At 65.2% G+C, this 12,594-nt stretch carries 11 protein-coding genes; 1 reads left to right on the top strand and 10 read right to left on the bottom strand.

Going from position 1 to position 12,594, the window contains the following annotated elements:
• Positions 1-3 precede the first annotated feature (3 nt).
• The 6 genes from LPW26_RS17105 to LPW26_RS17130 all read right to left on the bottom strand — a co-directional run bounded on the left by LPW26_RS17105 (position 4) and on the right by LPW26_RS17130 (position 5,666).
• On the bottom strand, positions 4-870 hold the full coding sequence (locus LPW26_RS17105) for a BKACE family enzyme (RefSeq protein WP_238736687.1): 867 nt from the start codon (positions 868-870) through the stop codon (positions 4-6).
• Between the two features lie 129 nt (positions 871-999).
• Positions 1,000-1,824 carry a helix-turn-helix transcriptional regulator gene (locus tag LPW26_RS17110; RefSeq protein WP_238736688.1) on the bottom strand — a complete coding sequence of 275 codons (825 nt, stop codon included), beginning with the start codon at positions 1,822-1,824 and terminating at the stop codon, positions 1,000-1,002.
• A gap of 136 nt (positions 1,825-1,960) precedes the next feature.
• Positions 1,961-2,611 carry a glutathione S-transferase family protein gene (locus tag LPW26_RS17115; protein ID WP_238736689.1) on the bottom strand — a complete coding sequence of 217 codons (651 nt, stop codon included), beginning with the start codon at positions 2,609-2,611 and terminating at the stop codon, positions 1,961-1,963.
• Positions 2,612-2,828: 217 nt separating this feature from the next.
• Positions 2,829-3,983, bottom strand: a complete 1,155-nt coding sequence (locus LPW26_RS17120; protein ID WP_238736690.1) for an acyl-CoA dehydrogenase family protein — start codon at positions 3,981-3,983, stop codon at positions 2,829-2,831.
• A gap of 136 nt (positions 3,984-4,119) precedes the next feature.
• The gene (locus LPW26_RS17125; RefSeq protein ID WP_238736691.1) at positions 4,120-5,259 is read right to left on the bottom strand and encodes an acyl-CoA dehydrogenase family protein; all 1,140 of its coding nucleotides are present in this window, start codon (positions 5,257-5,259) and stop codon (positions 4,120-4,122) included.
• A gap of 98 nt (positions 5,260-5,357) precedes the next feature.
• Positions 5,358-5,666: a c-type cytochrome gene (locus LPW26_RS17130; RefSeq protein WP_238736692.1), complete on the bottom strand. Its 309-nt coding sequence runs from the start codon at positions 5,664-5,666 to the stop codon at positions 5,358-5,360.
• 197 nt (positions 5,667-5,863) lie between these two features.
• On the opposite strand from LPW26_RS17130, the gene LPW26_RS17135 reads away from it, so the two are divergent.
• A complete protein-coding gene (locus tag LPW26_RS17135) occupies positions 5,864-7,981 on the top strand; it encodes a hybrid sensor histidine kinase/response regulator (protein WP_238736693.1) in 2,118 nt (705 codons plus the stop codon).
• An 88-nt stretch (positions 7,982-8,069) separates the two neighbouring features.
• Here LPW26_RS17135 and LPW26_RS17140 read toward each other — a convergent pair whose 3' ends face one another.
• The 4 genes from LPW26_RS17140 to LPW26_RS17155 form a co-directional block, all read right to left on the bottom strand.
• On the bottom strand, positions 8,070-8,510 hold the full coding sequence (locus LPW26_RS17140; protein ID WP_238736694.1) for a hypothetical protein: 441 nt from the start codon (positions 8,508-8,510) through the stop codon (positions 8,070-8,072).
• A 165-nt stretch (positions 8,511-8,675) separates the two neighbouring features.
• Positions 8,676-9,494, bottom strand: a complete 819-nt coding sequence (locus LPW26_RS17145) for a COG3904 family protein (protein WP_238736695.1) — start codon at positions 9,492-9,494, stop codon at positions 8,676-8,678.
• A 9-nt stretch (positions 9,495-9,503) separates the two neighbouring features.
• A complete protein-coding gene (locus LPW26_RS17150; protein WP_406677776.1) occupies positions 9,504-10,877 on the bottom strand; it encodes a hypothetical protein in 1,374 nt (457 codons plus the stop codon).
• 126 nt (positions 10,878-11,003) lie between these two features.
• The gene (locus tag LPW26_RS17155) at positions 11,004-11,975 is read right to left on the bottom strand and encodes a hypothetical protein (protein ID WP_238736697.1); all 972 of its coding nucleotides are present in this window, start codon (positions 11,973-11,975) and stop codon (positions 11,004-11,006) included.
• Positions 11,976-12,594 lie beyond the last annotated feature (619 nt).

Consider the following 12,594-nt stretch of genomic DNA (forward strand, 5'->3'; position numbering starts at 1 on the left):
GCCTCAGTGCAGGATGCCGTAAATCGCCCGCGCCTCGTCCGGGCTCGCGATCTCACGTCCGGCACGCCGCGCGCAGCCGGCGATCTCCTCGATCAGCTGGCCGTTCGAGGTCACCTTCTCGCCATTGGCGAGATAGAACGTGTCCTCGAGCCCGGTGCGCAGATGGCCGCCGAGATCGGCGCAGGCCTGATGCAGCGGCCAGATCTCGGCGCGGCCGATCGCGGTCACCTGCCAATGCGCCTCGGGGCGCTTCAGCTTCAAGATGATCGGCAGCAGGTCTGGATCGGCCGGCATGCCGGAAGCGACACCCATCACGAGGTTGTACTCGAGCGGGCCGGAATACATGCCGTTCTGCACATACATGCCGACGCAGCGGACGATGCCGACGTCGAAGCACTCGAACTCCGGAATGGTCCCGGCGTCCTTCATGGCGCCGAGGAAGTCCTGAATCTTCTCGACGGAGTTGTCGAACATCATCGGCGGCCAGGCCCAGCTGTTGTCGGACTTGACCTTGAGATAGTTCAGCGAGCCGGCGTTACAGGCGGCGATCTCCGGCTTGGTCTCGCGGATGCAGGCGAGCGGCCCTTCGTAGTGCGGCCCCGAGGTGCCGGAGGTGTGATTGATGATGACACCGGGACACGCTTCGCGGATCGCCTGCTGGATCTCGCGCGACACCGCGACGTCCCAGCTCGGCAGATGGCCTTTGTCCGGCCGCTGGTCACGCAGATGGATGTGCATGATCGAGGCGCCGGCATTGAATGCCGCCTTGGCCTCGCGCGCCATCTCTTCCGGCGTCACCGGAACGTGGTGCTGCTTGGGATCCGTCAGCACGCCGTTCAGCGAGCAGGTGATTACGGCCTTGTCGCTCATTCCTCATCGACCCTTTCGGTGATGTTGCGCGCGCGAACAACACGCGGCGCAAACCAGTCGAACGGGATGATGCGGAAGCCGTGCATATGCATCTTGCGTGCACGCGCTGCTACACGCCGGACGCACGCGTTAGGGGCGTCCCTGGCGAAACTCCGCAACGCTGGCGGCATGCGGATCGCTGCGCCAGATCGCCAGATCGCGCGAGCCAGAGAAGATCGCGCGCGGCTGCAAGCCGTAGAAACGCCGGATCGAATGGCTGAAGTGAGTCGAGTCCGGATAGCCGATGTCCTGTGCCAGATGCGCGAGATTGATATCCGCGTTGACGAAGTGCAGCAGATGCCGCGCCCGCTTCCAGGCACGCAGCGCGCGGAACGAGACGCCGGTCTCGTCCTTGAACAGATGCAGGAAGCGCGACTGCGACAGGTTGGCCCCCACCGCGCAATCCTCCGCGGTCACCGCCGCGCCGGAAATATCGTTGAGCCGCGCGAGCGCTCCCGCAATGCGGCGATCGATCCGCCGCGCAGGCAGAACCTCGCCGAAGAACAGATTGTCGAATTCCGAGGTGGTGAAGCCCTCGCGGCGTCCGGTCGCCACCAGCGAGCCATGCGCCTGGCGGACCCGGTCGGCGAGCGCGCCGTCACCGGCGCCAACGATCCGGGCGCCGAGCGCGGCCATCGGCGCGGGCAGCACCGTCTCCGGCTCGATCACCAAGCAGACGACGCTGCGGCTGTCGGATTCGACGTTGTGCGGCACATAAGGCGGGACGAACGCGGTGGCCCCGGTCTGGGCCTGGCCATCCTCGATCGTCACCCTCAGCTGCCCGTGGAGGGAGACATAGATCGAATACGCGCCGCTGGTGCGGCGGCGCGGTCGGCCCAGCAGACCGGCATAGAACACGCGCTCAGGGCTGATCAGCATCAGATGTCCGGACGCCGGACACGTCTCGTCACTCATGGGTCCTCCCGGGGTCTTCGCCCGTTCCCGCACCGAGATGCGGCGCCCTCTTCGGAGCGGGCGGAGAATACAGCATCGCCGGGCGTTGTCACCGGGCGTGATTGCCGCGGAAACGGATCGCCCGGCCCCCGAGCGATCAGGCGCGGCGCGCCACCTTCTGCTCGTCGCCGGCGCGGGTCTCTGCCTCGACGGCCCGCCGATACCCCTCGCGCTGCTGCACGCGCTGCCAATAGGCCGCGACGTTCGGCCCGAATTGATTGGAGAGGCCGAGATTGTCGGCCAGCCGCAGCGCATAGCCGATCGTCACATCGGCGGCGGTGAACCGGCCCTGGGCCAACCATTCGGTCTGCCCCGTCGCCGCCTCGACGGCGCGGAGCCGGCCGAGAAACCACTTGGCGTAATCCTCGACCACTTGCGGCTGCCGCCGTTCGGCGGGCTCCAGCGTGCCGTAGCGCAGCACGAGCGTCTGCGGGAACGTCAGCGTCGCGTCGCTGAAGAACATCCAGTTGAGATAGGTCCCATAGTCGGCCTCGCCGACATCGACCACCAGCGGAGTCGGGCCGTGCCGCGTGCCGAGATAATGGCAGATGCCCGAAGACTCGGTCATCTTGGTGTCGCCATCGATCATGAACGGAATGGTGCCGAGCGGATTGATCGCGAGATATTCCTTGGCGAGCGCCCGCGGCGGAAAAGGCAGCATCTTGAGCTCGTAGTCGAGCCCCATCTCCTCCAGCATCCACAACGGCCGAAACGACCGCGCGCCATGGCAGTGATACAAGGTGATCATCGATTTCGCTCCCTCTCAGCGTCGTTGTTTATGGCCGCCGCCGCTCGCCAAGAACGCGGTGCGCTCCCTCGCCCCGCTCTTGCGGGGAGAGGGTTGGGGTGAGGGGCGACGCAGGCACTGACTCTCAGCCTCGCGGAGACGCCCCCTCACCCGGATTGCTTCGCAATCCGACCTCTCCCCGCTCGCGGGAAGAGGTGAACGGCGCCGAACGGTGACGTTACGCCTTCCCCGGCAGCGTGCCCATGGCCTTGCAGAGGATGCCGAGCATCACCTCGTCGGCGCCGCCGCCGATCGAGGTCAGGCGGCTGTCGCGATAGGAGCGCGTCACCAGCGTTTCGTTCATGAAGCCCATGCCGCCCCAGAATTGCAGGCAGGCGTCGGGCAGCTCGCGGCCGAGCCGACCGGCCTTCAGCTTGGCCATGGTGGCGAGCTGGGTGACGTCCTCGCCGGCGACGAGCTGTTCGGCGGCGCGATAGATCAGCGAGCGCAGCAGCTCGACCTCGGTCTGCAATTCGGCCAACCGGAAGTGGATCACCTGGTTGTCGAGCAGCGGTTTGCCGAACGCCTTGCGGCTGCGGGTGTAGTCGATGGTGTCCTGGATCGTCTTCTCGTGCGACTTGATGCAGGCGGCGGCGCCCCACAGACGCTCCTCCTGGAACTGCACCATCTGATAGACGAAGCCCTTGCCCTCCTCGCCAATCCGGTTGCGCTTGGGCACCCGAACCTCGTCGAAATGGATCTGCGCGGTGTCGGACGAGCGCATGCCCATCTTGTCGAGCTTGCGGGCGATGGTCACCCCCTGGGTCTTCATCGGCACACAGATCAGCGACTTGTTGCGGTGCACCGGGCCTTCGCCAGTGTTGCACAAGAGGCAGATCCAATCGGCCTGGGTGCCGTTGGTGATCCACATCTTGCCGCCGGAGATGACGTAGTCGTCGCCGTCGGATTTCGCCGTGGTCTTGATCGCGGAGACGTCGGAGCCGGCGCTCGGCTCGGAGACGCCGATGCAGGCGACGTAGTCACCGGCGATCGACGGGGCCAGGAATTCCTTGCGCAGCTCGTCCGAGCCGAACTTGGCCAGCGCCGGCGTCGCCATGTCGGTCTGCACGCCGATCGCCATCGGCACGCCGCCGCAATTGATGGCGCCGAGTTCCTCGGCCATCATCAGCGCGTAGGAATAATCCAGCCCCTGCCCGCCATATTCGACCGGCTTGTTGAGCCCGAGAAAGCCGAGATCGCCGAGCTTCTTGAACAGCTCGTGCGCCGGGAAGATGCCGTCCCGCTCCCATTCCTCGACATGCGGATTGATGTCGCTGGCGATGAATTTCTGCAGCACCCGGCGCGGTTCGTCGTGTTCTTGGCTGAATAGCATCGGTCTCTTCCCTCGTCATTCCGGGGCACGCGCCGCAGGCGTGCGAACCCGGAATCTCCCTTGTTGTTGTTCTTGTCTCACCACCTCGAGATTCCGGGTTCGCGCTGCGCGCGCCCCGGAATGACGGTGCGTATCGCTAAAGCCCCATCTGACGGCTGGCGAGGTCCTTCATGATTTCCTCGGTGCCGCCGCCGATCGCGTTGACCTTGACGTCGCGATAGATGCGCTCGACCTTGACGCCGCGCATGTAGCCGGCTCCGCCGAAGATCTGCACCGCTTCCGAGGCGCAGAACGCCATCGTCTGCGTCGCCTGGTTCTTCAGCATGCAGATCTCGGCGATCGGGCTTTCGCCCTGCTCAACCCGCCAGGCCAGCAGCTCCAGCATCGCCTGTGACGCGGTGATCTTCTGCGCCATGTCGACCAGCTTGTGACGGATCACCTGATGCTTCGTCAGCGGCTTGCCGAAGGTGACACGCTCCTTGGCGTAGGCAATCGCGTCGTCCAGGCAGACCCGCGACGCGGCGATGCAGCCGGCCGCCATCGTCAGCCGCTCGCTGTTGAAGTTCTGCATGATGATCTTGAAGCCGGCACCTTCCTGCCCGAGCAGGTTGCCGGCCGGCACGCGGCAATTGTCGAAATGCAGCGTCGCGGTGTCGGACGCCCACCACCCCATCTTCTTCAGCGGCGTCCGCGTCAGGCCCGGCGTGTCGCCCGGGATCAGCAGCAGGCTGACGCCGCCCGGCCCGTCCCCGCCGGTGCGCACCGCGGTGGTGATGTAGTCGGCCCGCATGCCGGACGTGATGAAGGTCTTCTCGCCATTCACCACGTAGTGATCACCGTCGCGGACCGCGCGGGTGCGCAGATTGGCGACGTCCGAGCCGCCGGATGGCTCGGTGATCGCCAGCGCCGAGATCTTTTTGCCGGACAGAATCTCCGGCAGGACCCGGGCCTTCAGCTCAGGCGAGCCGGCGCGCGCGATCGGCGGCGCGCCGATCGAATGGCTGTTGAGGCTGGCGCTGACGCCGCCGGCACCGGCCCGCGCCAGTTCCTGCGTCGCCACGATCCACATGAACTGATCGGTCGGCGTGCCGCCATACTCTTCCGGGAAGCCGAGGCCCAGCAGGCCGATCGCCGCCGCCTTCTCGTAAAGTTCGCGGGGAAAGCCGCCCGCCTCGTCCCATTCGGTGGCGAACGGTTCGATTTCCTTCTGGACGAAGCGACGCACCACGTCGCGAAAGGCCATGTGGTCGGCGGTGTAGAACAGAGAATTGGTCAAAACGGCACCCGGCAGCTCGCGTTTGGCGAGGATGCCGGGAAAGCGTCGGCCTCACTTGCGTCGAGACGCTGACGGCGTCGCGGCTAAGCCGCGATAAATTACCGCCGCTTCTGCTCGGCGATGTAAGCCGCGATGTTGCGGGCTTCAATTCGGCTGAGCGACATGGTTTCCATCTTGGGATGCGGATTGAGCAGGAATGTCGCGACCCTATCCTCGTCGAAGTCGGGGCGCGCCGCGATCGAGGCGAACGACGGCACAAGGTCGGAGCCCTTGCGCTGGTCCTCCGACACCAGATGGCAGCTCGCGCACCATCGCTTCGCGAGCGTCTCCCCGTTGACCGCATCAGCCGCCAAAGATGGATGATGAACGCCGACCAGCAGCGTCAGGCTCAGAAACAGTGCGCGCATCGCAATCCTCTTCTGCCGTGAGCTGGCCCTTGGTGGAAACCAGCGCAATGCTGTTTATCGCAGCGGTTCCATCAACGATAGCTAGACGCTTGTCCGGGAATACCGCCACTCCGCCAGCGACTCGCAAAGTGTTTCCTGCACAAAGAAAAAATGCTTAATTGCCAGGTGATGGTGACGACCTCCGACCTTTCACTCAGATGCTGACTGCACAGCGCGATTCGCTCAGATTGTTGCGCGCAATTCTGGTTGCCTCGGTGATTTTACCGGCTGCCTTGTTCAGCTATGCGGGCTGGCTCGCCTACCGATCCAACGAGGACAGCGCCGAGCGGCAGATCGACAAGACCCGCGACATCGTCACCGAACACGCGCTGAAGATTTTTGAATCGGTCGAGCGATCGATCGCGGAGACCGCCGAAATCGTCCGCGACATGTCGGACGACGAGATCCGCGCGAACGAAGCCGGGCTGCACGAGCGGTTGAAGCGCTTGGCCGATGGGTCGGAACAGATCAAGTCGATGTGGATCTTCGACAAGAATGGACGGGTGCTGGTCAACAGCATGCTCTACCCGGCACCGCCCGGTGACTTCTCCGATCGGGACTACTTCAAGGGGCCGTTGGAGCGCACCGGCGTGTTCGTCGGACGCACGCTTCAGCCGCGTCCGCCGTTCGGCGGCGCGCCGTTCTTCAGCGTCAGCATGCGGCGCCCGTCTCCCGATGGCCATTTCACGGGCGTGATTCAGACGTCGGTGCTGCCGGAGTACTTCGAGGGCTTTTATGCCAAGGTCGGCCGCGACAGCGGCAGCTATGCGGCGCTGGTTCGCGAGGACGGCGCCATCCTGGCCCGCTACCCGGCGACCGATACCATTGCCCTCACCGTAAAGACCGACGGCCTGATCGGCCGGGCGATGAGCGCGGGGAGCATCGAAGGCGCCGTCACCGTCGTCTCCGCGCTGGATGGCATCGAACGGCGCGTCGCCTACCGTAAGCTGCCGAAGCTTCCAGTTTACGTCTATGCCGGCCTGGAGACACGCGCAATCCGCAACATGTGGTTGTCGCAGCTCGGCGCTTATATGCTGGTCGGCCTGCCGGCCACCGCTGCGCTGATCGCGATCGTGATGCTGGCGCTCGCACGGACCCGCCGGCTCTACGAGGAAGCCGAGCGCCGCGCGGTTGCTGAAAACGCGTTGAAGCAATCGCAGCGGCTGGAGTCGCTCGGCCGCCTGACAGGTGGCGTCGCGCACGACTTCAACAATCTGCTGATGGTGGTCGGCGGCTCGGTGCAGAAGCTGCGCCGGCGCCACACCGATCTGCAGGATCGCCGCACGCTCGACATGATTGATTCTGCGGTGGCCAAAGGCGCCGGGCTCACCCGGCAATTGCTGTCATTTTCGCGTCGCCACAACGTCGCGGCCAAGCTCGTCGATCTCGGCGACGCCGTGACCAGGTTTGCGGACGTGCTGCGCCAGTCGGTGCGTAGCCATATCAGTATCGATATCGAGGCGCCGACCGAATCGATCGTCGTCCAGATCGACCCGAACGAATTCGAGATCGCGCTGCTCAATCTCGCGCTCAATGCACGCGACGCCATGCCGGATGGTGGCCGCATTACCGTGTCGATCCGCACGGAGGCGTTAAAGAACTTTGGCCCGAAGCGGCTAACCGGCGACTACGCGATCCTCGGCTTTGCCGACACTGGCGTCGGCATTCCGATGGAAATCCGCGATCGGATCTTCGAGCCCTTCTTTACGACGAAGCCGGTCGACCGGGGCACCGGGCTGGGGCTCAGCCAGATCTACGGCTTTGCCCAGCAATCCAATGGCGCGATCACCGTCGAAAGCGAGATCGGTCGCGGCACCCGGTTCGATCTGTTCCTGCCCCGTTCGAACGAGCGCGCGGCAGAAGAGCCCGAAGACGACGACCCGCTGCCGGCGATGGTCGGCAAGCATACGCTGCTGTTGGTGGAAGACCACCCCAACGTCGCCGCGGTCGCGACCGACTACGCCGAGCAATGCGGTTTCACAGTGGTGAAGGCCACATCCGCCGAAGAGGCGGTAGACCTGCTCAATCGGCGCAAGGACATAGATTTGGTGTTCAGCGACATCGTGATGCCGGGTATGAGCGGCATCGAACTGGCACGGCTGATCCGCGATCATCATCCGGAAACGCCGGTTGTGCTCGCATCAGGCTACAGCGACCGCAGCGCCTCGGCACTCGCCGAAGGCTTCACCCTGCTGCAGAAGCCGTACACCCTGAAAATACTCCGCAAGGCTCTGATTCAGGCACTTCACACTGCGCGGCCGTCAGCGGCGGAATAAACACTGGTCGGCAAAAAAGCAAAGGGCGGCAACGCCGCGCGCTGCCGCCCCCTGCTCCGGCCATTGGACTGACCGGATAGTCTACGTCTTACCAGTGGCGATGGTGTCGATAGCCATAGCGCGGGCCACCGATGTAGCCGGCGCGAATGACCGGCCCGCGGCCGTAGTACCCGTAAGCGGACCGATACCCGCCGTACGGCCTGTAACCGCCGCCGTAATACACGGCACGCGGGCGAGCGTAGTATCGCGGGCCACCATAGCCCCAACCGCCGCCGTAATAACCGGGGCCACCATAGTAACCGGCGTAGCTCGGACCGTAGCCGTAGTACGGGCCTCCGCCGTAGTAGCCGCCGTAACCGTAACCCGGGCCCCAACCGTAGCCGCCGGAAGCTGCGCCTGCGATCAACGCGCCTGCTGCGATGCCGCCGATCAAAGCAGGAGCGAAGCCGCGCTGGGCCTGCGCCGGAGCTGCGGCGGTGACCACCGCAAGGGTCGCGGCTGCCCCGAAAACCAAAGCTGTCTTCTTCATATCGAAATCCTTCGCAACGTTGCAGTTTGTCCATAACAACGGATAATTTAAAAAGTTGCCGGAACCCGCACTTCCTGACCGAGAAAGCCTCAAGATTTCCCGTACGGCGCCGCGCGCAGCACGGGCCAAGGGTAGCGATCAACAGAAAGCGAGCTCGAGTTGTCGTCAGGTTTTCGGAGTGGCCGACGGCTGACCCGTCACGATGTTGAATTTGGTCAACTCGTCCGGCTTGAAGATGAACAGCCGGTCCTTCGGCGTCTCCATCGCATGGATCCAGACCTGCAGGTTGATGCCCATGTCGGCCAGATAACGCTGGCAGCGCGCCGAAATGCGCTGCGCATCGCTCATCTGGTCGCGCGGCACGGGAGCCGTCTCCGCCGACTTGGCCGCGAAGACCTGATGAACGCCGATCGCCGCCTTGTCGCCGGCGCGGCGTGTAGTGCCCCCGAAAAACACCAGCGGGCATGAGGACGCGCAGTACTTGCCGGCTTCCACCAGGGTGTCGAGTTTACGGTCGCGGATCAGCCGCCCCATCGTCAGCGCATCGCTGACCGATCCACCCGGCGAATTCAGCACTACGGTCTTGATGTACTCGCCGTGGCGCTCGATCGCGGCGGCAAAGGCCTGTGCGCTGCCGGGCGTGATGGTCCCGACCGCCATCAGCCGGTTACCGCTCACCAGTTCAAAAGTCATCGGCTTGCCGAGCGCGCCGTCCGGTTGCGGCACGGGCGAGAGACGATCGCGGCCGGGCAACCACGGCGACAGGATATCCGGCAGAGACGGTAAGCCTCCCGGAGCCGCCTCGCGCTGCACAGCGGGCGGAGCGGCGCTGTCGTCCGCCTGGATCCATCCATTGGCGCTGGCGAGATCGAAGCCGAGCGCGCCGATCGACGCCGCGACCAGCCCGCGGAACACCAGACGCAGCACGGCATCGTCGGGGTTGCCCGCCATCCAGCGATGGAAGCGCTGCGTCAGGCTGCTCATGCTCGGCGCTTACTTGACGTGCCGCGCCGACGACAGCGCGGTGACGTTCTCGTCGGTCGCCGCCGTGGGTTCGGCGGCAGGTTCGACCGCCTCACGCTGCACCGGCTCGGCGGGCTCATGCACGGCGCGGCTGGCCTGCTCGACTTCGCGCGCCATCTTCAGCGCCGCCATCATCTCGGCCGCCGTCATCGACGAGGCGCTCGCCACCGGCAGACCTTCGCGGCGGATCGCGGCGTGCACCACGCACAGGATCAGCACCAGCACAGCCGGCATCAGGTCGATCGAGATCGCGCCGGCCCAGCTCGGGATGAAGTCACCGGCATAACGCAGCACGGCCTCGGCCGGCGACATCGCCTGGAAGCGTGCCGGCTCGATCCTCGGCATATCCAGGATCTTGTCGGCGGCGCCGGCGAGCGAGGCAGCCTGCGCGGCGATCGCACTTTCGACCTTGCCGACCACCGCGGTCTGGCGCTCGGCGAGATCGACGCTGCGGCCGCCGGCCGATGGCGCGATGAAGGTCGAGGACAGCGAGGTCGCGGCCCGCTTCACCGCAGGGGCGACGGAAGTCTGCTGCAGATTGGCGATCACGCCCATCAGGGCCAGCGACTCTGTGGCGAAGCCGTCGCTGCGCTCGCTGATCGGGCCGCGATCGGACACCAATTCACGCATCTTGGCGAGGTGCTTGCCGCCCTCCTCGAACAACGTGGCGACGCGCTTACCGGAGGCTTCGACTTCCTTGCCGAGGCTGTCGAGCTGACCCGACATTTGCGTGAGCAACTGCACCACCGTGCCGGAGCCCGACGTGCCGGTCAGCGATCCCGCGCGCTCTGCGTCGGCAAGTTTAGCGAAGCGCGACGCGGCGATCTGGATGTCCGGCAGCAAACCCTGCGCGGCGATCGCATTGCTGTTCGCCGCATCGAGATCGCGCGTATAGTCCTGCACCGTGATGGCGAGATGTTGCCGGATCGCGGCGGCGCCGGCGAGCGCCGAAGCGTTCAGCCAGGACGACATCGCGACGATCATCAGCGAACCGAAAATCATGCAGCCGAACATCAGCGCGCGGCCCTTGCGGTCGACCACATGCGGCATGAACTGCATCAGGAAGACCCAGAACGCGTAGATGCCGACCGACACGGCGACGGAGTAAATCAGCGCCGCGAAAAACACCGTAGTCGGGCTGCCGTTGAGCAGTTCGCGCACACCGAGATAGGTGTAGACGCCGGCGCCCAGCGCGAGGATCGCGGTGGTGAGCTTGAGCATCGTCTCGAGCTTGTCGACCCCGCGCGACAGCAGCAATGCGGCTGGAACCGCAGAGGTTGGGGCCGAGGCCGTGGTGTGGGCAGAGCGAGAAGCAGCAGCGGCCGGTTCGGCGGCAAGGGGCATGGGCATATCCGGATGATGCGACACTAGCGCACGACCAACGCCCCCCACAGGCTCGTACTTCGCAACGATTAGTTGAGAATTCGGACCAGAATGTGTCGGCGCCACATCAGCGGCAGTGGCCCGCCGCTAGAAGTGCGCGTTGATCCGCAGCATCGCCTGCTGGCGCTCGTGATTGTCGAGATCGAGCCGCCTTCCGTCACCGACAGCGTGGCCCGCGACCTGGAACTGCCAGGTGCCGGAGATGCCGAGCGTACTGGTGAGACTGTAGGAGAACGTCGGCCCGACATACACCGCCTCGCCGACCAGGCGATCGAGGCCGCCGCCATCGTAGCTCCGCAGATAGCGTGTCCCGACGCCGATCAACAGTCCCGACTTCACCTGATAGGTGAGCGCGCCGTGCAGCGCCAATTCCGAATCGTGCGCGGTCAGCCCGGTCGCATGCGCGCGCGTCATTCCGGTGCCATACCAGATGTTGAAGGCGGCGAACCATCGGTCCCGGACCAGCTCACGATCGAACAGCGCCGCGAACTCGGCGCCGTATTGCTCGACGCGTAAGCCGCTGCCGTCGTCGACACGGTTCCATCCCGGCTGTGCGTGCAGCGTCAGTCCGAACGGCGCCGTCGCGCGGTCGATCAGCTTAGCGCGGAACTCCAGTGTCGCGCCGTTGAAGCTGGCGTGATGACGATCGTCGAACCCGGCGACGCCGTCGATCCGCTGCGCGCCAAGCGCGACGCCGGGCGCAATCCTGAAGCGATCGGACAGCGTGTATTTGACCTGGTTCAGGGTCGCCAAGGTGCCGTATCGGCCGTCGCGTTTGCCAAACGCAGCGACATTTTCCATCTCGAGCTCGATCTCGCCGGGCTGCCCGATGTCCGACCCCATGGTGAAGCCGAAGATGTGCTCGGTGTCGGCGCTCTCGGCATGATGAGTCGCGCCCGTCCCACGTCCGCTCTCGGCGGAGGAGCTTTGGGACGGTTTCGCACCCGCGCGCCGCTCATCGTCGGCGAAAGCCGGTGCCGGTTCGCCGAGCAGGCCGAACGACAGCAGCGCCGCCGACAGCACTGGCGCGAGCCCCCTGTCACGACCGTTGGCCGCCACGGCCTCGGCAGGCGCCCCAACACAATCAGCAGTCAAAGCTGAAGCTTCCCGCACGCTCGTCTCCCCACCTCGTCTCACCTGAGCAACGAACCAGATCCCTACTAGATGCACATGCGAATTATTAGCATTAAAGGAGTTCGGAACGCAATCGCGCTCTGCGAGGGTCCGGTGCGAGCTAAGCTGGCGCTCTTCATCGATCGATCGAAGCGACGTGCTAGGTCGTTGAGCGCGCTCGCAAATTCCGTCATGGCCGGGCTTGTCCCGGCCATCACGTCTTTGATGCGTTTCGCCCAGCAAGACGTGGATGCCCGGCACAAGGCCGGGCATGACGGGTGGAAGCGAAGCGGCCCGATTTCAAAGGGCGCATTTCCGGCCAGGCCCTGAGGTGCGCGCGTAGCGGGCCTCAAAGAATGACGGCAGTGTTTCGACCAGAAGCAGAAGCGCTCCAAGCAAGAAGAAGCCCCGGGGCTGGCGGCGGGCCCCGGGGCTGGGTCCGCGCCACCGGGGGAGGTTTCGGCGCAGGCCCAATCAGGTGACGAATGGCCTCATCGGCCTAAGCGATTGCAGGACGTCGCGTGCCGAGCTGCCAGCCCTCCGCCGCCGACTTGGTCTGGAAGGG

Source organism: Rhodopseudomonas infernalis, assembly GCF_022271405.1.
Classification (GTDB): Bacteria; Pseudomonadota; Alphaproteobacteria; order Rhizobiales; family Xanthobacteraceae; genus Rhodopseudomonas; species Rhodopseudomonas infernalis.